This is a genomic window from Pseudomonas sp. LM13 (genome assembly GCF_041381355.1).
GTDB lineage: Bacteria > Pseudomonadota > Gammaproteobacteria > Pseudomonadales > Pseudomonadaceae > Stutzerimonas > Stutzerimonas frequens.
The window spans coordinates 167356-188213 of record NZ_JACBXH010000002.1 but is presented as its reverse complement, the minus strand read 5'-3'; the positions used below and the strand labels follow the sequence as shown (position 1 = coordinate 188213).

General features: G+C 60.4%; 20 protein-coding genes. 8 read left to right on the top strand and 12 right to left on the bottom strand.

The window, feature by feature from the left end; genetic code table 11:
- Positions 1 to 72: 72 nt before the first annotated feature.
- Positions 73 to 1182, bottom strand: a complete 1110-nt coding sequence (gene thiO, locus HZR81_RS03645; RefSeq protein WP_500127364.1) for a glycine oxidase ThiO — start codon at positions 1180 to 1182, stop codon at positions 73 to 75.
- A 149-nt stretch (positions 1183 to 1331) separates the two neighbouring features.
- On the opposite strand from thiO, the gene HZR81_RS03640 reads away from it, so the two are divergent.
- The 7 genes from HZR81_RS03640 to HZR81_RS03610 all read left to right on the top strand — a co-directional run bounded on the left by HZR81_RS03640 (position 1332) and on the right by HZR81_RS03610 (position 8930).
- On the top strand, positions 1332 to 1853 hold the full coding sequence (locus HZR81_RS03640) for a GspH/FimT family pseudopilin (protein ID WP_500127363.1): 522 nt from the start codon (positions 1332 to 1334) through the stop codon (positions 1851 to 1853).
- Positions 1854 to 1928: 75 nt separating this feature from the next.
- Positions 1929 to 2444 (top strand): GspH/FimT family pseudopilin, encoded by a 516-nt coding sequence (locus tag HZR81_RS03635; RefSeq protein WP_500127362.1) that lies wholly within the window; start codon positions 1929 to 1931, stop codon positions 2442 to 2444.
- On the top strand, positions 2441 to 2911 hold the full coding sequence (gene pilV, locus HZR81_RS03630) for a type IV pilus modification protein PilV (protein ID WP_500127361.1): 471 nt from the start codon (positions 2441 to 2443) through the stop codon (positions 2909 to 2911). Before HZR81_RS03635 ends, pilV begins: the two co-directional genes overlap by 4 nt.
- Positions 2908 to 4020, top strand: coding sequence for a PilW family protein (locus tag HZR81_RS03625; RefSeq protein WP_500127360.1), 1113 nt, complete (start codon positions 2908 to 2910; stop codon positions 4018 to 4020). The genes pilV and HZR81_RS03625 overlap by 4 nt, the downstream gene beginning before the upstream one ends.
- Positions 4017 to 4532 carry a pilus assembly PilX family protein gene (locus tag HZR81_RS03620; RefSeq protein ID WP_500127359.1) on the top strand — a complete coding sequence of 172 codons (516 nt, stop codon included), beginning with the start codon at positions 4017 to 4019 and terminating at the stop codon, positions 4530 to 4532. Before HZR81_RS03625 ends, HZR81_RS03620 begins: the two co-directional genes overlap by 4 nt.
- A gap of 1 nt (position 4533) precedes the next feature.
- Positions 4534 to 8487 carry a pilus assembly protein gene (locus HZR81_RS03615; RefSeq protein ID WP_500127358.1) on the top strand — a complete coding sequence of 1318 codons (3954 nt, stop codon included), beginning with the start codon at positions 4534 to 4536 and terminating at the stop codon, positions 8485 to 8487.
- A complete protein-coding gene (locus HZR81_RS03610; RefSeq protein ID WP_500127357.1) occupies positions 8484 to 8930 on the top strand; it encodes a type IV pilin protein in 447 nt (148 codons plus the stop codon). The genes HZR81_RS03615 and HZR81_RS03610 overlap by 4 nt, the downstream gene beginning before the upstream one ends.
- 53 nt (positions 8931 to 8983) lie before the next feature.
- Here HZR81_RS03610 and ispH read toward each other — a convergent pair whose 3' ends face one another.
- The 6 genes from ispH to murJ form a co-directional block, all read right to left on the bottom strand.
- A complete protein-coding gene (ispH, locus tag HZR81_RS03605; protein ID WP_500127356.1) occupies positions 8984 to 9928 on the bottom strand; it encodes a 4-hydroxy-3-methylbut-2-enyl diphosphate reductase in 945 nt (314 codons plus the stop codon).
- Between the two features lie 118 nt (positions 9929 to 10046).
- Complete coding sequence (locus tag HZR81_RS03600; protein WP_084898814.1) at positions 10047 to 10484, bottom strand: FKBP-type peptidyl-prolyl cis-trans isomerase; 438 nt, start codon at positions 10482 to 10484, stop codon at positions 10047 to 10049.
- On the bottom strand, positions 10477 to 10980 hold the full coding sequence (gene lspA, locus HZR81_RS03595) for a signal peptidase II (protein WP_014595905.1): 504 nt from the start codon (positions 10978 to 10980) through the stop codon (positions 10477 to 10479). Before lspA ends, HZR81_RS03600 begins: the two co-directional genes overlap by 8 nt.
- Before the next feature lie 111 nt (positions 10981 to 11091).
- On the bottom strand, positions 11092 to 13923 hold the full coding sequence (gene ileS, locus HZR81_RS03590) for an isoleucine--tRNA ligase (protein WP_500127355.1): 2832 nt from the start codon (positions 13921 to 13923) through the stop codon (positions 11092 to 11094).
- A 1-nt stretch (position 13924) separates the two neighbouring features.
- Positions 13925 to 14875, bottom strand: coding sequence for a bifunctional riboflavin kinase/FAD synthetase (ribF, locus tag HZR81_RS03585; protein WP_053527277.1), 951 nt, complete (start codon positions 14873 to 14875; stop codon positions 13925 to 13927).
- A gap of 84 nt (positions 14876 to 14959) precedes the next feature.
- Positions 14960 to 16507 (bottom strand): murein biosynthesis integral membrane protein MurJ, encoded by a 1548-nt coding sequence (murJ, locus tag HZR81_RS03580; protein ID WP_500127354.1) that lies wholly within the window; start codon positions 16505 to 16507, stop codon positions 14960 to 14962.
- A gap of 221 nt (positions 16508 to 16728) precedes the next feature.
- Between murJ and rpsT the strand changes: the two genes are divergently transcribed.
- Positions 16729 to 17007, top strand: a complete 279-nt coding sequence (gene rpsT / locus HZR81_RS03575) for a 30S ribosomal protein S20 (RefSeq protein ID WP_003288018.1) — start codon at positions 16729 to 16731, stop codon at positions 17005 to 17007.
- Positions 17008 to 17095: 88 nt separating this feature from the next.
- Here rpsT and HZR81_RS03570 read toward each other — a convergent pair whose 3' ends face one another.
- The 5 genes from HZR81_RS03570 to rplU all read right to left on the bottom strand — a co-directional run bounded on the left by HZR81_RS03570 (position 17096) and on the right by rplU (position 20772).
- The gene (locus HZR81_RS03570) at positions 17096 to 17560 is read right to left on the bottom strand and encodes a CreA family protein (RefSeq protein ID WP_500127353.1); all 465 of its coding nucleotides are present in this window, start codon (positions 17558 to 17560) and stop codon (positions 17096 to 17098) included.
- 8 nt (positions 17561 to 17568) lie between these two features.
- The gene (gene proB / locus HZR81_RS03565; protein WP_500127352.1) at positions 17569 to 18687 is read right to left on the bottom strand and encodes a glutamate 5-kinase; all 1119 of its coding nucleotides are present in this window, start codon (positions 18685 to 18687) and stop codon (positions 17569 to 17571) included.
- A 106-nt stretch (positions 18688 to 18793) separates the two neighbouring features.
- A complete protein-coding gene (gene cgtA / locus HZR81_RS03560) occupies positions 18794 to 20011 on the bottom strand; it encodes an Obg family GTPase CgtA (protein ID WP_500127351.1) in 1218 nt (405 codons plus the stop codon).
- 156 nt (positions 20012 to 20167) lie between these two features.
- Positions 20168 to 20425 carry a 50S ribosomal protein L27 gene (rpmA, locus tag HZR81_RS03555; protein ID WP_003292362.1) on the bottom strand — a complete coding sequence of 86 codons (258 nt, stop codon included), beginning with the start codon at positions 20423 to 20425 and terminating at the stop codon, positions 20168 to 20170.
- A 35-nt stretch (positions 20426 to 20460) separates the two neighbouring features.
- A complete protein-coding gene (rplU, locus tag HZR81_RS03550; protein ID WP_013981863.1) occupies positions 20461 to 20772 on the bottom strand; it encodes a 50S ribosomal protein L21 in 312 nt (103 codons plus the stop codon).
- Positions 20773 to 20858: the final 86 nt, after the last annotated feature.

The following is a 20858-nucleotide window of genomic DNA, read 5'->3' as shown; positions in this document are numbered from 1 at the left end:
GTGGCAGGACAGAGTCCGGGCAGCGGGATCGAAGCCCGGACTTCGTGAGGCTGGAGCACGGCGAAGAACCGATCAGCCCTTCTCATCAGCAAGACGCCCGGCTGGCGCATAAGGCGCTGGATCGACGATCGGCTCGCGGCCGAGCATCAGGTCCGCCAGCAGCTGGCAGGACGCCGGCGCCAGTACCAACCCGTTGCGGAAGTGCCCGCAGTTCAGCCACAGCCCATCGAAGCCGCTCACCGGTCCTATATAAGGCACGCCGTCCGGCGAACCGGGCCGCAGACCTGCCCAGTGCTTGACCACTTGCGCGTCGGCCAGCGCGGGCAGCAATTCGATTGCTGTCGCTCGCAGGCTTTGCAGCGCATCCTCGGTGGGCGTCTTGTCGAAGCCGACATCTTCCAGCGTGCTGCCGACCAGGATATGGCCGTCGCGCCGCGGAATGGCATAGCGCCGCTTGGCCAGTACCATGCTCGGCAAGAAGTCTTCGGCGCACTTGAAGAGGATCATCTGCCCCTTCATCGGCTTGACCGGAATCTCCAGCCCCAGCGTCGCCAGCAGCTGTGCACTCCATGCGCCCGCCGCCACTACAACCTGATCCGCCCGCATCTCGCCCTGCGCCGTCTGCACGCCCACAATGCGCGAACCGTCGCGGAGGAAACCCTCGACCGGGCACTGCTCGATCACATCCACATTCGGCAACTGCCGCAGCGCTTCGCGCAAGGCACGGAGCAGACGGGGATTGCGAATGTTGGCGACACCCTCCATGTAGACGGCACGCTCGTAACCCTCACCCAGCGCAGGCACTGCCTGGTGCACGGTCTCCATCGACACCGATTGCAACGGTCGGTCATAGCGCTCGGCCCAACTCAGCGCCTCGGCCTCGTCGTGCAGGTCGAGCCAGTAGAGGCCCGTCACATGCACCTCGGGGTCCACCCCCGTCTCTTCCAGAAGCCCCTCGCCAAGCTGCGGATAGAAATCCTGCGACCAATGCGCCAGCGCCGTAACCGCCGGGCTGTAGCGCCACGGGTACAGAGGCGAAACGATCCCGCCGCCAGCCCAGGAGGCTTCGCTGCCTGTTGCAGATGCCTCGATCAACGTTACCGGCGCGCCTGCAGTAGCCAGTTTGTAAGCTGTCAGCAGGCCGATAACGCCGCCCCCCACCACAATCACATGTTGCTTCACGCAGCCTCCGGCACTCAGGTTCACAATTTCAGCCATTTATCCTTGGACTCACCGCAGCGCTGGTCTACAAAGGCCGTGCTTCATTAATTAAATGAAATAAAGCGGTACTGCCAGGACGGCGAACATGATACTTGCAAAGGAACTGCACCATGCCGAACCAGAATCAAGGCTTCACGCTTATCGAGTTGCTTCTGACCCTCGTCGTACTTTCCATTGTGCTAGCGCTCGCGATACCAAGCTTTACCGCCGCCCTCGATTCCGTCAGACAACGTACGCAGGTTAATCAGCTCTTGGCTGACCTCAACTTCGCACGCAGCCGGGCGATAACAAGCCGGCGTCCAGTCAGCGTCTGTGCCGGAACCTCAGGTTGCGATGGATTACAAGATTGGAGCGGCGAGGTGCTGATATTCAACGATATCGACGGCAATGGCGCATTCGACGCGACCGACGATATTGCATTACGGGTCACCAATGTTTCAGCGAACCACTCCTGGAGATGGCGAAACTTTCGTCAGCAGCGACATATTACATTTAAGCCCGACGGGACCACCCACAGCCTGAATGGCAGCTTCATTCTGTGCCGCCAGGGAGTAGCCCTGAAGAAGATCGTGATCAACATCACAGGGCGCACGAGACTTGCTGCACCCACCGCCGACGACCTTTGCACCTAACATGCCGCACAGTCTTCGAAACCGACCGGACGTCCGGGCGGCATGGGAAGCGAAACGGCAAATCGGGATGATCTGATGACCTTGCAATCGAGAAGAACCATGCGGTATTCCCGAGGCTTCACCCTCATAGAACTCCTGATCACATTGTCGATCTTGGCGATCCTCCTCGCGATCGCGGCACCGTCTTTCAGAGACCTCATCCAGAGTAACCGAACCCAGACCATCGCCAACGACCTGACCACGGCGCTGCAGTTCGCTCGCTCCGAAGCCGTCAAGCGCGGGGTCAACGTCGACATATGCCGACGCAATGGCAACACCTGTGCGAACGCCGCCGACTGGGGCAATGGATGGTTGGTCAAGGTAAGCGGCGGTGCCTTGCTTCGAGTCTGGGAAGCAGTCGGAGGCCAGGACACCGTTACCGGCCCTAGCGAAACGCTCACCTATCGCCCGAATGGCCTGCTCACCAAAGCAAGCAACGCCGCTGACACCACCTTCACCGTTGCCTTTTCCAACTGCACCGGTAAGCCGCAATACAGCATCGCGCTGACCGCAACAGGACGAGTGACGAGTGCAAAAGGAACCTGCCCATGAGACGCCCCCCATCACCTTCTGCCAGCCAGCGCGGCGCGACACTCATCGAGGTGCTCGTCGCCATGCTGGTACTTTCCATCGGCCTGCTCGGTCTGGCGGGCATGCAGATGACCGCGTTGAAGAGTAACCAGAGCGCGTACCATCGATCGCAGGCAACGGTACTCGCGTACGACATCATCGATCGCATGCGCGCCAATCGCGCCGATGCACTAAATGGCGTTTACGACATTGCTTTGCAGAACCAAGCCTGCGACCCGGAACTGTCCCCTAGCGGATCGCTCGCCAAGAAAGATATGGCGGAGTGGCTGAACTCACTTTCATGTCTTCTTTCTTCTGACGCCAAAGGCAGTGTCGTGCGCAACGGCCGGATTTTCACCATTTCCATCGAGTGGAACGATAATCGCGGGCGCATCGACGCAGCCGATGACGATGACCGCGAAACCTTTGTCTATCGGACGCAACTATGAAAACAGTCTCTATAAACCGGCAGCTGGGTTTGTCGCTCATCGAGCTGATGGTCGCCATGTTGATCAGCCTCATCTTGCTCGGTGGGGTATTGCAGGTTTTTCTATCCAGCAAGGATATGTACCGGACCAATACGGCCGTAGCCCGCGTTCAGGAAGCAGGTCGCTTTGCAACTGAATTCATGGCCTTCGACGTACGTCAGGCCGGCTACAAGGGCGAGTGCCTGAGCGATCCGCTCACTCATTTGAATCTGGGTTCGGCGACAACCGATACGAAGAACGCCTTCAGCACGTCGCCCGCTATTCAAGGTTGGGACAACAGCAAGCCTGTCATATTCGGTGCAGGGGATAGTGTGCGTGCAGACACCGACGCGTTCATTGTCAAGTATGCCGGTGACGGAAAGGAGTTCGACCCCCAGGGTACTAATAACGCTCAAACCCCAAGCCTGGGTGTGGAAGTTAAAGTAGATGATGAAAAAGGGACCGGCGCGTACGCAGGTCAAATTGTTCTACTTGGAAACTCCACTGGCTGCGACATCTTCCAAAATACCAACAACGCCAATGCAAGTTCTTTTCAAAGAGCTGGCAGGAACGTCACCCCTGGCAATGAGGTTCCCGCCGCTCACTGGAGTCAGTCATACCAGAAGAAACTCACTTCTTACATATTCCGCAGCCATACCTATTACGTACGGGAGAATGCCGGAAGACTTCCTTCGCTGGTTCGCAAAGCACTAACGCCGTCCGGCAATAACGTTGTATTTGCCGATGAGGAGCTCGTTGAAGGCGTTATTGATATGCAGGTCACCTACGGCCTGGACCAAGACGGAGATCGTCTTGCAGACCAGTACGTAAAGGCCGGTACCAATAACCTCGTCGCCACCGGCACAGGGGATTGGAACAAGGTAGTTTCAGCGCGCATCTCGATTCTGGCAATCAGCCCCGAAACCAATGTTCTGGACGAGCCTCAGACATTCGTATTCCCCGCCGCCGTCGGCATCGAGCGGGACGACGACTACGCAACTTATGAAGATGACGGCACGGTCACCATCAAGAACAACAGGGTCGCGCAGGTTTATACCGCCACTGTGGCCATACGGAATCGTCTGCCATGAAACAAGGATCTTTTAATCATTCGCGTCAACGCGGGGCCGTCCTGCTCGTTGCACTCATCATGCTGTTATTGCTCACTATCCTTGGAGCCGCAGCGATGCGCGACACCAATCTTCAGGAACGCATGGCAGGCAATATGCGAGACCACACGCTGGCATTTCAGGCCGCTGAAGCCGCACTTCGGTTTGCCGAACAGGAAGTCAAAACGGATTACGACAATCTGGTCAACGACTCCCTATATCCAGTGGATGACGAGTCACCAGACGTCGTGACCTTCACCGGCTTCAAAGGCGGTGTTTATCAGGCGCCTACTTACACCATTACCCGCCTGCCCCATCCGGGGCAACTCGACATGCAGAACATGGTCAACCCGACGACCGCCGGAGGCGACTCGCTCGCCGCCGGGGAGTCGCTGATTCTCGATTTTGTTCTGGTGCGCATAGAGGCAACCGGCACCGGTGCCAGCCCGGACTCGAAGGTAACCCTTCGTTCCCTGTATTTCGTAGAGGAGTGACATGATGCCGCTCAATCATCGCCATATGCCCAGGAACAGCGCCGCCAGCACCTTGCGCCCGTTGATGCTTGCCGGAACCGCACTGTGCTGGACACTTGCTGCCAGCCAGGCTACGGCCGATGTAGCACAGACCCCTCTACTCCTAGGCGGGGGGAACGTTCCTGGAAATCTGGCACTTGTTCCTTCGGTGGAGTGGCCGACGCTCCTGTCTATCGCGAACACTGGAAACTACAGTTCCGCCAGCACGTATCTTGGCTACTTTGACTCTGCCAAGTGCTACACCTATGACAAGGCAAACGAATGGTTTGAGCCAAGTGGCTACGCTACCGCCAGAAAATGCAGTGGAAATCAGCAGTGGAGCGGCAACTTTCTGAACTGGGCAGGGACCCCAACCATCGACCCCTTCCGCAGCGCTCTCACCGGCGGCTATCGCTATGTTGATAGCGTAGGCCTCACGGTCCTCGAAAAGGCTAGGCACACGGGACAAAGCACAGCGGGTGACCGCACCGCAAGTGCCAATGTACCTCAAGCTGAAATTGCAGGGGCAACACCTGCCAAAAGCGACTGGTCAAATTTTTACCTGCGCCTTAACGGGCTTGGCGTAGATATGTTGTTTTCTAACTGGAACAACAAACTGGGCGATGATGCGACGTCTCAAGCCGAGCAGGTCGCATATGACCCCTCAACAAGTGCGCAATGGGACAATGGGCGCCTACGCATGAGCTATACGCCTGCAAACGGCACGGTAAAGTCCGTTTACCGCCTGAAAATCCGCGTAAAGGTATGTGTCCCCGGAAAGCTAGAAGCCAATTGCAAAAAGTACAGCGATTCCAATTACAAACCCGAAGGTTTGCTACAGCAATATTCGGATAGTATCCGTTACAGCGTATTTGGCTATCTTAATGACGAGAACCAAAAGCGCGATGGCGGCGTGTTGCGTGCGGGACAAAAATACATCGGACCGCTAATGAGAGAACGTGGCATTGCCGGACAGTTGCAAAACACTAACGCGGAGTGGGACAGCGAAACTGGAGTTCTTATCACAAACCCCAACCCGGCCGATGCTACCGTTACCGCAACCTTGTTCGGCCGAAGCGTGACAAATAGTGGAGTTATAAACTACCTCAACAAGTTTGGGCAGCTTACAAGCTACAATCACAAAAGCAACGACCCCGTCAGCGAACTCTATTATTCCGCTTTCCGTTATTTCCGGAACCTCGGCAATGTTGCCGAATACAGCACGCCGACTCCCGCGCACAACGCCTCCGCGGGTGGCACCACGAAGGACAAGTGGTTGGACGGCTTCCCTGTCATCACGAACTGGAACGATCCGATTCAATACGCGTGTCAAAAGAACGTCATCCTAGGTATCGGGGACACGAATACCCACGCGGACCGCAATCTGCCTGGAGCAACCACGAGCACACGCGAGCCTGCGGCACCAGCGCAAATTACAGCCGATACGTTCAACGTCGCGGCCGCTACAGCTAAGGTGGGCACGCTGGAAGGCGTGGACGTCAAAGCCTACTCCTCCGATACGTTTGGCGACTGCTGCAGCAATAATTCCGCCTATATCGCAGGCATGGCCTACCACGCCAATACCGTCGACCTTCGCGAGGATATTAGCGGCGAGCAATTGCTCAGCACGCATTGGGTTGATGTTCGTGAAAATCAGGTACTCAAGGCGCGTGCAAAAAACCAGTACTGGCTCGCGGCCAAGTATGGCGGTTTCAAGATTCCCGAGGATGTGGACTTTGGCGACCCCTATGACCGTACGGACCCTCTCCCCAACAGTTGGTGGAGCAATGGTGATCTTACTGAGAAAAGCGAGCTTCGCCCCCGCAACTTCTATGTCGCCAGTGACGCCACCAAAATGGTGGAAAGTCTGAAGACAGCATTTGCCAATATTGCTGATGAAGTTCGCAGCACCACAGCGGCGCTGTCTACGAACTCCACCAAACTCGAAACCGACACGGTTGTATTCCAGTCTATGCTCGATAGCGCAGACTGGAGCGGTAATCTGTTAGCCAAAGCTGTAGCCAGCAACGGTACGGTCAGCGAGACCCCAACTTGGAAGGCAGCGGAAAAGCTCGACGCATTGACTGATGCGCAGATTTCGGATCGCAGCATCCTCACATCCCTACCGCCAACGGCAGACACAACTTCAGGTGCGCTGATTTCCACTACAGGGCGAACGTTTTTCTGGGACCAATTGAGTTCTGCCCAGCAGGAAGCCTTGAGAATGACAGCGGGAGGATCATTGGCGACCGAGGAGGTTGGTCAAAACCGGCTCGCTTTCATTCGCGGCGTCCGCAGCCTGGAGCGCACCGATGCCGCGCCGAACAATCCGTTCCGTCAGCGGGGCAGCCGTCTTGGTGACATCGCGAATTCGGATCCACAGTACATTCACAAGCAGAACTTCGGTTACTCGCAACTGCCGGAAACAGCTGGTTTCAACGCCGCCGCGAAAAGCGCCTATATCACTTTCCGCGCCTCCAGCAGCTACCAGAATCGCCCTCCACTGGTAGTGGTAGGCGCAAACGATGGGATGTTGCACGGATTTGATGCCAGCTTGGGCGCAAACGGTGGCAAGGAACTGTTTGCTTACGTGCCGAACGACCTGATCGATGAGCTCTATGCGCTTACAGATCCTACCTACTCACACCGCTACTATGTCGACGGCACTCCGCGTATCGGTGACGCCTGGGTCGGCAATGCATGGAAAACTCTGGTCATAGGTTCGTCCGGAGCGGGGGGCCGCAGTATCTTCGCACTCGACATCTCCGACCCGGAAGGCATGTCGAGCAGTAGCGTGCTCTGGGAGTTCACCCATGCGGAAATGGGTTATAGCCTTGGACGTCCCAGCTTGGTTCCACTCTACAATGGCAAGTTCGGCGTCGTGGTCACGAGCGGCTATGACCGCCCTACGAGCACAACCAGCGGATATGTGTGGCTGCTCGACGCAGCCGACGGCAGTGTTCTGAAGCGCTTCGAGCTGCCTAACAGCGGAGATCTGGGATCGCCTCTGGTCGTTGACCTCGACAATGACCGTGTCGCTGATCGGATTTACGCTGCCGATACCAACGGCAATGTTTGGCGACTGGACATCAATAGCACGAGCACCGGCGACTGGGACGCGCCGGCCAGCTTGAAAGCGGGAGGCAGCATCACTCCGTTGTTCATCGCAAAAGACAGCACCGGGGCTCGCCAGCCGATCACGGCTCCGCTGGATGCTGCCTACACCAAGGATCGGAAGATCATGTTGGTCTTCGGCACCGGCAGCTTCTACCAGACAACCGATAATGAGATCCCTGCGTCACCTCAGGTCCAGTCGTTCTACGGCATCATCGATAGCGGCTCTCAGGTCGATGGACGTAGCAATTTGCTGGAACAGGAAATCTTGAAGGAAGTCGCCGGCGCAACCCTCAATGCGAGAGCAGTCAGCCAGAACACGCTGGAAGACAGCCACTTGGGTTGGTTCCTAGACTTGCAATGGAAGACATCGAGGAATGGCCCAGGGCCGAAGGGTGAACGAGTTATCTCGCAGGCTCAGCTAGGCGGTAATAGAGTCACTTTCAGCACTCTTATTCCCTCTGCTGACCCCTGTGACGCTGGTGGAACTAGTTGGATCATGAGCCTCGATCTAGCTACCGGCAGCAGGCTCGTTTACTCATATTTCGATTACAACGGAGATGGGAAGATTGACGAGAACGACTTTATCGAACTGGATGACGGGACGAAGGTACCAGTAAGCGGGGTAGCGGACCCGGACGAAGGTGCAGTCAAAGGCACGATAGGCCTTAACGATCAGGAGAGCGGAAAGCGCTATCTGTGCTATGCCAGCTCTGCATCCAGTGCCGATGCGGATGGTGTGACCCCGGTATGTATTGAGGTCATGGGCGATAACAACGATTCCAACCGCCTTTCCTGGAACGAAGTGAGGAACAACCTTTGAAACTTTATAGATTCAGCCGTGAGGCGAGCTTCGGCTTTACGCTGATTGAGCTGATGATCGTTGTCGCGATCATCGGCATCATCGCCGCAGTCGCCTATCCGAGCTATCAGGAGTACGTCCGCAATGCCAAGCGTGCGGACGCTGAGACCGCGCTCATGGAATTAGCCCATTTCATGGAGCGTTATTACACCGCCAATGGCCGCTATGTCGACGGGGACGGCGACGAGCCCGACCTGCCATTTACCCAAGCTCCACGGGACGGCGGAACCAAGGCTTACGACATCGAGCTTGTCGAGGCCAGCACATCCGCCACCGCTTACGTTCTGCAAGCGGTACCGACAGGAAGTATGGCCAACGATAAATGCGGCACTCTGACGCTAGCCAACACCGGCGCCAAGGGACAAAAAGCAGGCATGACAACAGCCGAATGCTGGAAACGCTGAACGGCTGAACCGAAAACGCCCGGCATAACCGGGCGTTTTCGTTTGCGAGCCTCTTAAACCGCCTTCAACCGCAACTCCTTCGGCATGGAGAACGTCACGTTCTCCGGCCGCCCTTCCAGCTCATTCATGTCAGTGGCGCCCCACTCCTTCAGCTGCTCGATTACCCCACGCACCAGCACCTCAGGTGCCGATGCGCCGGCAGTGATGCCGATGCGCTCGACGCTCTCGAACCACTCGCGCTTGAGGTCCTCGGCGCCGTCGATCAGATACGCGGGTGTGTTCATGCGCTCTGCCAGCTCACGCAGACGGTTCGAATTTGAGCTGTTGGGGCTACCGACTACCAGTACCACGTCGCATTCATCGGCCAGTTGCTTCACCGCATCCTGGCGATTCTGTGTGGCGTAGCAGATGTCGTCCTTGCGTGGACCGCCGATGCTCGGGTACTTGCTGCGCAGCGCGTCGATGACGCGACTGGTGTCATCCATGGACAACGTGGTCTGGGTGACGAACGCCAGGACCTCGTGGTTGCGCACCTGCAGCTGGGCAACATCCTCTTCATCCTCGACCAGGTAGATCGCGCCGCCATTGCGCGCGTCGTACTGCCCCATGGTTCCTTCGACTTCAGGGTGGCCCTGGTGGCCGATGAGGATGCATTCGCGCCCTTCACGGCTGTACTTGGTCACTTCCAGATGCACCTTGGTCACCAGCGGACAGGTGGCGTCGAATACCTTCAGGCCGCGTTTCTCCGCTTCCTGCCGAACGGCCTGCGAAACGCCATGGGCGCTGAAGATGACGATGACGTTGTCCGGCACCTGATCCAGCTCCTCGACGAAGACCGCACCGCGGGCACGCAGGTCTTCCACGACGAACTTGTTGTGCACGACCTCATGTCGCACATAGATCGGAGGTCCGAAGACTTCCAGAGCGCGGTTGACGATTTCGATGGCGCGATCTACACCCGCGCAGAAGCCGCGAGGGTTGGCGAGTTTGATTTGCATGATGGGTCTCGGCACGCGAAGGCTTGATGACGGGGGAGTGTAACGCGATACGTGCGGGCATTCTCGGGTGCCCTTCGTCAGCCGGCGGACGCGAACGTCCCCGCCGGCTGCGAGCCGGTTACACCGGTTTGACGTCGATGATTTCGACTTCGAACGTAAGGGTCTTGCCAGCCAGAGGATGGTTGAAGTCCACAGTGACCTGATTGTCATCGAAGGCTTTCACCACCCCTGGCAGCTCGGTGCGGGCCGCGTCCTGAAAGCTCACCATCAAGCCTTCGGAGAGGTCCATCCCGGCGAACTGGCTGCGCGGCATGACCTGCACGTTCTGCGGGTTGATCTGGCCGAAGCCCTGCTCCGGAGCAATCTGCAGGGTGCGCTTGTCACCGGCCTTGAGCCCATAGAGCTGTTGCTCGAAACCCGGCAGCAAGTTGCCGTCACCCACCTTGAAGGTGGCCGGTTTCTTGTCAAACGTGCTGTCGACCAGCTCGCCCGTCTCCAGGCCGAGCGCAAAATGCAGGGTGACTTCCTTGTCCGGCCCAATGCGCTGTTCAGTCATGTGCGGATTCTCCGGTCTTGTTGCCCTTGAACATATCCAGCGCCAGCATCACGGCGCCTACGGTAATGGCGCTATCGGCGATGTTGAACGCCGGGAAGTACCAGCGGTTCTGCCAATGCACCAGGATGAAGTCGACCACGTGGCCGAGCACCACGCGGTCATAGAGGTTGCCCAAAGCGCCTCCCAATACCAAAGCCAACGCAACGGCGAGCCAGGTTTCGCTGGCCTTCAGGCGCTTGAGCCAGACCACCAGCACGACGCTCACGCCAATGGCGATCGCCGCGAACAGCCAGCGCTGCCAGCCGCTGTGGTCGGCCAGAAAGCTGAACGCCGCACCGGTGTTGTAGGCCAGGGTCCAGGCGAAGTAGTCGGGGATGACCTCGACCTTCTGGTACAGGCTGAAATTGGCCTCGAACCAGTGCTTGGTGGCCTGATCGAGGGCGATGACCAATACGCTCAGCCAGAGCCAGGCAAGCTTGCCGAAACGCGCCGTCATGCAGTGACCTCCGCTGAAACACGACGCGGCAGAGCGCGCGTCAGTCCAGCAGCAGTGAAGACCGCATCGTGATGGTGAGCTGAAGCCCAGCCTGCGATCGGCTGCACGGACTCACGCATAGTGACGGACCTCACCGGCGCCTTCGATGTTTTCCACGCAGCGTCCACAGATTTCCGGGTGTTCGGCATGGCTGCCCACGTCCGGCAAATGGTGCCAGCAGCGGCCGCACTTGCTGTGCTCGGTCTTGCGGACCAGCAATTTGAGACCGGCCAGTTCGCTGTCCACTGCCTCGACGGGCGCCTGCGCCAATGGTGCGATGTCTACCGCCGAAGTGATCAGAACGAAGCGCAGCTCACTACCAAGACGGGCCAGCTCGCCGGCCAGCGACTCCTCGGCATACAGGGTGACTTCGGCCTGCAGGTTACCGCCGATGGCCTTGGCGTTGCGCTGGTTCTCCAGCTCCTTGTTCACTGCCGCCTTGACCTCCATGACCTTGTCCCAGAACGGGCGACCCAGCTCGAAGCCTTCCGGCAGCTCGGCAAGCCCTTCGTACCAGGTATTGAGCATCACCGACTCGTTGCGCTCGCCCGGCAGGTACTGCCAGATCTCTTCGGCGGTGAACGCCAGGATCGGTGCGATCCAGCGCACCAGCGCCTCGGCAATGTGGTACAGCGCCGTCTGGCAGGAACGCCGCGGCAGACTGTCGGCGCCGGTGGTGTACTGGCGGTCCTTGATGATGTCCAGGTAGAAGCCGCCCAGCTCCTGCACGCAGAAGTTGTGCACCTTCTGGTAGACGTTCCAGAAACGGTAGGTGGTGTAAGCCTCCTCGATCTCGCGTTGCAGCAGCAGCGCACGATCAATGGCCCAGCGATCCAGCGCAATCAGCTGATCGTTCGGCACCATGTGCTGCGCCGGGTCGAAGCCGTCGAGATTCGAGAGCAGGAAGCGCGCGGTGTTGCGGATGCGTCGATAGGCATCGGCGCTGCGCTGCAGGATCTGCTTGGAAACCGCCATCTCGCCGGAATAGTCGGTGGCCGAGACCCACAGACGCAGGATATCGGCCCCCATGCTGTCGGTGATCTCCTGCGGCGCGATGACGTTGCCGAGGGACTTGGACATCTTGCGGCCATTCTCGTCCACGGTGAAACCGTGGGTGAGCAGCCCCTTGTACGGAGCGTGCCCGTCGATGGCGGCGCCGGTCAGCAGCGAGGAATGGAACCAGCCGCGATGCTGATCGGAGCCTTCCAGATAGAGGTCGGCACGCGGCCCCTGCTCGTGGCCCATGGGGTGCGAGCCGCGCATCACGTGCCAGTGGGTGGTGCCGGAATCGAACCAGACATCCAGGGTGTCGGTGATCTTTTCGTACTGCGCCGCTTCGTCGCCAAGCAGTTCGGCGGCATCCAGCTTCGACCAGGCCTCGATACCGCCCTGCTCCACACGCTGTGCCACCTGCTCCATCAGCTCGACGGTGCGCGGGTGCAGTTCGCCGCTTTCCTTGTGTAGGAAGAACGGGATCGGCACGCCCCAAGTGCGCTGTCGCGAGATGCACCAGTCCGGACGCCCGGCAATCATGCCGTGCAGGCGCGCCTGGCCCCAGGCCGGGACGAATTCGGTCTGTTCGATGGCATCCAGCGCACGGCGGCGCAACGAGCTGCCATCGTGGGCAACCTTGTCCATGCCGACGAACCACTGCGCCGTGGCGCGGTAGATCAGCGGGGTCTTGTGCCGCCAGCAGTGCATGTAGCTGTGCTGGATCGACTCGTGCTTGAGCAGCGCGCCCACCTCGGCGAGCTTCTCGACGATCGCGGGGTTGGCCTTCCAGATGAACTGGCCGCCGAAGAACGGCAGGTCCGGGACATAGACGCCATTGCTCTGCACCGGGCCGAGAATGTCATCGTTCTCCATGCCGTAGTGCTTGCAGGAGCGGAAGTCGTCCTCACCGTATGCGGGCGCGGAGTGGACGATGCCGGTACCGGCACCGGTTTCCACATAATCGGCCAGATAGACCGGCGCGAAGCGCTCGTAGAACGGATGACGGAAGCGGATCAGCTCCAGCGCCTTGCCCTCGCAACGGGCGATGACTTCCCCGGCCAGGCCATAGCGCTGCAGACAGGACTCGACCAGTTCTTCGGCCAGCACCAGCAGACGCTCGCCGGTGTCCACCAGCGCATAGACGAACTCGGGATGCACGTTCAGCGCCTGGTTGGCCGGAATGGTCCAGGGCGTGGTGGTCCAGATGACGATGCTGGCGCGCTTGGCCAGACTGGCCAGGCCGAACGCGGCGGCCAGCTTGTCGGCGTCCTCGACATCGAAGGCGACGTCGATGGCATCGGATTTCTTGTCCTGATACTCCACCTCGGCCTCTGCCAGCGCCGAGCCGCAGTCGAAGCACCAGTTGACCGGCTTCAGCCCCTTGAAGACAAAACCACCCTCGACCATCTTGGCCAGCGCCCGGATTTCCCCGGCCTCATTGGCGAAGTCCATGGTCTTGTAGGGGTTGTCCCAGTCGCCCAGAACGCCGAGACGAATGAAATCGGCCTTCTGCCCTTCGATCTGCTCGGCGGCGTAGGCGCGGCACCGCTCGCGGGTCAGATCCGCTGGCTGGTTCTTGCCGAAGGTGGTCTCGACCTTGTGCTCGATTGGCAGACCGTGGCAGTCCCAACCCGGCACGTAAGGTGCGTCGAACCCGGCAAGGGTACGCGAGCGGACGATCATGTCCTTGATGACCTTGTTCACCGCATGGCCGATGTGGATGTTGCCGTTGGCGTACGGCGGGCCATCGTGCAGGATGAACTTCGGGCGTCCCTCGCCGATCTGCCGCAGCTTCCGGTACAGGTCGATGCTGTTCCAGCGCTGCAGAATCTCCGGCTCGCGCTGTGGCAGACCGGCCTTCATCGGAAATGCCGTGGACGGCAGATTGAGGGTCGCTTTGTAATCGGTCATTTCAGTCCTGACTCGTCATAAGGGATGAAGCCCGCCAGTAATCACGGGCAGCGGCGATGTCCGCATCGATCGCCGTCTTGAGCGCCTCAAGCGAGGCAAAGCGCTGCTCGTCGCGCAGCTTGCGATGAAAGGTCACCTGCACCAGACGGCCATACAGGTCACCCTGGTAATCGAGCAGATGGACCTCCAGATGGGGCTGGCCGTCGCTTTCGACCGTAGGCCGCATGCCGATGTTGGCCACGCCGGCGAACACATTGCCCTCAACCTCGAGTGTCACGACGAACACGCCGCTGAGCGGAGTGTTGCGGCGCTTGAGCTGGACATTGGCAGTCGGCGCGCCCAGCTGGCGACCGAGCTTCTGCCCATGCATGACGCGCCCGGTGATCGCGAAGGGCCTCCCGAGCAATGCCTCGGCACAGCCCAGGTCACCGTCGGCCAGTACCTGGCGCAGCCGCGTGCTGCTGACACGCTCGCCATCCACCTCGATGGTGGTGGCCGCCTCGACACTGAAGCCTTCGGCGGCGCCAGCCTTGAGCAGGAAGTCGAAATCGCCGGCACGGTCACAGCCGAAACGGAAATCGTCGCCCACTTCAAGATGCCGCACGCCGAGGCCTTCAACCAGCGTGGCGTGGACGAACTCCGCGGCACTCAGCTCTCGCAGGCGGCGATTGAACGCCAGGCACAGCACCAGATCGACGCCCTGCTCGCTCAACAGCTGCAGCTTTTCACGCAAGCGGGTGAGCCGCGCCGGCGCCTTGTCCGGCGAGAAGAACTCACGCGGTTGCGGCTCGAAGATCACCACGCAGCTCGGCAGTCCCAGCTCGGCCGCACGTTCGCGCAAGCGCGCCAGGATGGCCTGATGCCCCCGGTGCACGCCGTCGAAATTGCCGATGGTGGCGACGCAGCCCCGATGTCGGGGGCGCAGGTTGTGAAGACCTCGAACCAGCTGCATACCGCACTTCTTGCTTGAAAAGTGGCCGATTATACGCATGTGACATGGCCAGCGGACAGGTTTGCATCGGCCGGACAGTGGCGATCAATGCCGCAAATGTCGCGGCCGCAACCCCGTCAGCAAGAGCCCGCCGGCAAATGCCGCCAGGCCGGCACAGACCAGCAAGCCCAATTGCAGCGCGCGCTGCTGCCAACCCCACTGGAACCAGTCCTGGGCCGGCGCGTTCAGCCACCAGACCACCGCCACCATCGCCGCACAGGCCGCCGCCAGGCGCAGGCCGAACAGCCACCAGCCGGGTGCCGGCCGATAGACGCCGATCTTGTACAGCCCCCAGAAAAGCAGCACGGCATTGAGCATGGATGACAGCGACGTCGCCAACGCCAGGCCGACGTGCTGCAGCGGCCAGATCAGAATCAGGTTCATCACCATGTTCGCCACCATGCAGATCACGGCGACACGCACCGGCGTCTTCAGGTCCTGACGCGCGAAGAAGCCCGGCGCCAGCACCTTGATCAGCATGAACGCCAGCACGCCCAGCGAGTAAGCCTGCAGCGCCCGGGCCGACTGCACCACCGCCTCGTCGCTCATGGCGCCGTAGTGGAACAGGCTGGCGATCATCGGCTCGGCGAGAATGCCCAGCGCCAGTGCCGCCGGCACACCCACCAGCAGCACCATGCGCAGCGCCCAGTCCAGAGTCGCCGAGAACGCCTTCGGATCCTCACCGGCATGCTGGCGCGACAGGCTCGGCAGAATTACCGTGCCGATGGCGATGCCGAACGCACCCAGCGGCAATTCGGACAGCCGGTCGGCGTAATAGAGCCAGGAGACGCTGCCGGTCTGCAGGAAGGACGCCAGCACGGTATCCAGCAGCAGATTGATCTGGCTTACCGAAACCCCGAACAGCGCCGGCACCATCAGCAGCATGATGCGCCGCACCCCCTCGTCACCCCGCTTGACTCGTGGCCTGGGCAGCAGCCCCAGCTTGGCGACATACGGCAGCTGGAACGCCAGCTGAGCGAACCCCGCGATGAATACGCCCCAGGCCAGCGCCATGATCGGCTGATCGAAATAGGGGGTCAGGAACACCGCCGACATGATCATGCAGACGTTGAGCAGCACAGGCGTGAAGCCGGGCACCGCGAAATAGCCGTAGCTGTTCAGCACCCCCGAGGTGAAGGCCGTCAGCGAGATCAGCATCAGATAGGGAAAGGTGATGCGCAGCAGCTCGCCGGCCAGCTGCATTTTCGCCGGATCGTCATGAAAGCCCGGCGCGAAGACCATCACCACATAGGGCGCGAACAGCACGCCCAATGCAGTCAGCCCTGCCAGAATGAGCCCCAGCATGCCAGCCGTACGATCCACCAGCTGTTTGACGTCCGCCAGCGTGCGCTTGGTGCGGTACTCCGACAGCACCGGCACGAAGGCCTGGGCGAAGGCCCCCTCGGCGAACAACCGGCGGAGGAAGTTGGGGATCTTGAACGCGATGAAGAACGCATCCGCCGTCGCACCGGAGCCGAAGTAGCTGGCGACCACCATATCGCGTACCATGCCCAGCACGCGCGACAGCAGGGTCATGACACTGACCACGGCGCTGGAGCGCAACAATCCGCCCTTGCCGATTTTTTCGGACATTTGTCTTCCTAGAGTTGCAGCGAGAGTGATCGACCGAGCGCCCTGCGCCGGCCTGATCGATGGCCAGTCACGACACGAAATGAGGCGGCGAGTTTAGCCTCAGCCCATCTGTCCGGCCAGCTTCTCAAGCCATTCGACCAGGCTTGACAAGCGCCCTTCGCATCGGCATGATTCGCGGCCTTATTTGCTTTGCAATCCCCACGTTTTCGAGGAGTTCGACGGTGGCCAACAGCCCTTCCGCCAAAAAACGCGCAATTCAGGCTGAGAAGCGTCGCAGCCACAACGCCAGCTTGCGCTCCATGGTTCGCACCTACATCAAGAATGTGGTCAAGGCCATCGACGCCAAGGACCTGGACAAGGCCCGCGCAGCCTACACCGCCGCCGTGCCGGTCATCGACCGCATGGCTGACAAAGGCATCATCCACAAGAACAAAGCTGCTCGTCACAAGAGCCGCCTGAACGGCCACATCAAGGCCCTCGGCGAAGCTGCTGCAGCCTAACTGCAGGTTCTTGTAAAAAAAACCGGCCTAGCGCCGGTTTTTTTGTGCCTGCTTCTTCTGCCTCACCCGACGGATGAGATGACTGCAATTATTGCGTCACCGGCCAGGGCAGAATCGGAATCGCCGTCACCGCATTCTGCGGGCTACCCTCGATGACCCGATCGCTGTACACGAGATAGACCAGCGCATTGCGCGACTCGTCGAAGAAACGCACCACCTGCATGGTCTTGAACACCAGCGACGTGCGCTCCTTGAACACCACATCGCCATCCTTGAGCTTGCCCTTGATGCGAATCGGGCCGACCTGACGACAGGCGATGGAGGCCTCCGCGCGATCCTCGGCCAGACCCAGGCCGCCCTTGATACCGCCAGTCTTGGCCCGCGACAGATAGCAGGTCACACCATCGACCATGGGATCATCGAACGCCTCGACGACGATCTTGTGATTCGGCCCGAGCCACTTGAAAACCGTGTCGACCGCGCCGATCTCCTCGGCAGCCGCCAGGCCCGGCAGAGCCAATCCCATCACCATTGCCGCAATCGCCAAGCGCATGGAACACCTCAGACCAGAATCATGTTGTCGCGATGGATCAGCTCGGGCTCATCGACATAGCCAAGCAGCTTTTCGATCTCGTCGGACGGCCGCCCGAGAATACGCTGCGCCTCGGCCGCACTGTAATTCACCAACCCGCGCGCCACCTCGGCGCCCTGCGGACCGACGCAGACCACCATCTCGCCACGACGGAACGCGCCCTGCACCGCACGCACGCCGACCGGCAGCAGGCTGCGGTTGCCCTGACGCAAGGCCAGCACCGCCCCTTCATCCAGGGTCAGCGTGCCACGCGTCTGCAGATGCCCGGCCAGCCATTGCTTGCGCGCCGCATGCCGATTGCATTCAGGCGCCAGCAGGGTACCCAGCCGCTCGCCCGCCTTGAGGCGCGACAGCACCTGCTCGATGCGCCCACCGACGATCACCGTGTGCGCACCGGAACGCGCAGCGAGGCGCGCCGCCCGGAGCTTCGTCTGCATGCCGCCGCGCCCCAGGGCGCCACCGGTGCCGCCTGCGACCGCATCCAGCGCCGGGTCGTCGGCACGCGCCTCGCTGATCAGATTGGCTTCGGGGTTATGGCGCGGATCAGCATCGAACATGCCATCGCGATCGGTGAGGATCACCAGCAGGTCGGCCTCGACCAGGTTGGCAACCAGTGCGGCCAGGGTATCGTTGTCACCGAAGCGGATCTCGTCGGTGACCACCGTGTCGTTCTCGTTGATGACCGGCACCACGCCGAGATCGATGAGCGTGCGCAACGTGCTGCGCGCATTGAGGTAGCGCTTGCGATCGGACAGATCGTCATGGGTGACCAGAATCTGCGCGGTCTGCTGATCGCAGCGCGCAAAGCTCGACTCCCAGGCACGAATCAACCCCATCTGGCCCACCGCAGCGGCAGCCTGAAGTTCGTGCACCGCCTTGGGGCGCGAAGCCCAGCCGAGACGACTCATGCCGGCAGCCACCGCACCGGACGAGACCAGCACCAGCTCGACGCCCGCCGCTCGCAGCGCCACCATCTGGTCGACCCAGACAGCCATCGCCGCCTGATCGAGCCCTCGACCGTCTGCGGTCAGCAGCGCACTGCCAATCTTCACCACCCAGCGCCGCGCGCCGCTCACCTTGCCCCGCATCGTTCCCGCCTTCCATTCGGCCAAAACACTTCCGGATCGGGCTGCGCACGAGCCAGCCCGTCGATCACCCGCCTGAACCAGGCCTCACAGCGGCCCGACGCTCGCCTCAGCGAACGTAGATGATCTCGGCGCCGCCCTCGTCATCATCATCGTCGTCGAAGTCGTCATCATCCGCCTCTTCGACCGACTTGACGCCAGCACGACGCAGCGCCCGCTGATCATCGAGCTCCTGCAGCCGAGCCCGCGCCTCATCCTCGATCTGCCGATCCAGCTCGGCAAGCGCCTCGGCATACTCCGGCTCCTCGGCGATACGCACGGCGCGCTCGTCCAGGTAACGCATAATCGCCTGACTGAGCGCCTCGGTACCCTCGCTCTCCAGCGCGGAGATGACGAACACCGGTCCTTTCCAGTCCAGCCGCTCGACCACCTGCCGGACGCGCTCTTCGCGCACCTCTTCAAGCAGCTGATCGGCCTTGTTCAGCACCAGCCAGCGATCACGCTGCGTCAGCGCCGGACTGAACTTCTCCAGCTCGTGCAGGATCACTTCAGCAGCATCGGCAGGGTCACTGCCGTCCAGCGGCGCCATATCGACCAGATGCAGCAGCAGACGGGTACGCGCCAGATGCTTGAGGAAGCGAATGCCGAGCCCGGCACCTTCCGAGGCACCCTCGATCAGCCCCGGAATATCGGCAATCACGAAGCTCTTGTAGCGACCCACGCTGACCACGCCGAGGTTCGGCACCAGCGTGGTGAACGGATAGTCAGCCACCTTCGGCTTGGCCGCCGACACCGAGCGAATGAAGGTACTCTTGCCGGCATTCGGCAATCCGAGCAGACCGACGTCCGCCAGCACCTTCAGCTCCAGCTTGAGGTCGCGCGCATCGCCTGGCTTGCCTGGCGTTGTCTGCCGCGGCGCGCGGTTGGTGCTGGACTTGAAACGCGTATTGCCGAGCCCGTGCCAGCCACCCTGCGCCACCAGCAGCCGCTGACCGGCCTTGGTCAGGTCACCCATGATTTCCTGGGTCGCCGCATCGATGACCGTGGTACCTACCGGCACCGGCAGGATAAGGTCTTCGCCTTTGGCGCCAGTGCAATCGGTACTGCCGCCCTTCTGCCCGTTCTGCGCATGGAAGCGCCGGGTATAGCGATAGTCCACCAGGGTATTGAGGTTCTCGTCAGCCTCGAGATACACCGAGCCGCCGTCACCACCATCACCACCGTTGGGACCACCCTTCTCGATGAACTTCTCGCGACGGAAGCTCATCATGCCGTTACCGCCGTCACCGGCCTTTACAAAAATCGATACTTCATCGACGAATTTCATGGGAACGCCTCCCGCCGCAGGACGGGCTTAAGAAACAGAACGTAAGGATCTTGCGAAAAACCGGACGATCGCCAAGCGGTTCTCGGCAAGAGCCTCACAGGATACAGAAACAAAAAAGCCCCGTCGCATGACAGGGCTTTTCCAGCAACGCCGCAGTTAGGCTGCGACGACGCTCACGTAGCGACGGCCAAAAGCGCCCTTCACTTCGAACTTGACCACGCCTTCGACCTTGGCGAAGAGGGTGTGGTCCTTGCCCATGCCAACGCCATAACCGGCGTGGAACTGGGTGCCGCGCTGACGCACGATGATGTTGCCGGCCTTGATGACCTGGCCGCCGTACATCTTCACGCCAAGTCGTTTGGCTTCTGAGTCGCGACCGTTGCGGGTAGAACCGCCAGCTTTTTTGTGTGCCATGAGTTCAATACTCCTATATGGGGATTCAGGCCCGATTAGCCCTGAATACCGGTGATTTTGACCTCAGTGAACCACTGACGGTGGCCCTGACGCTTCATGTGGTGCTTACGACGGCGGAACTTGATGATGGTCACTTTGTCGTGGCGGCCCTGGGCAACCACTTCAGCGGTGACTTTGGCACCATCGACCACCGGAGCGCCGATCTTCACATCGTCGCCGTTGCCGATCAGCAGAACGCGGTCAAAGGTGACAGCTTCGCCAGTCGGAACTTCGAGTTTTTCAATCTTGAGGTATTCACCTTCGGCAACCTTGTATTGCTTGCCGCCGGTTACGATAACTGCGTACATCTTGTATCTCCGTTGATCCTGCTCACCCAGCGCTTTGAAAGAATGATTAGTGGCTGGCATGGCTGCATGGGGCCGGAAGGTGACGC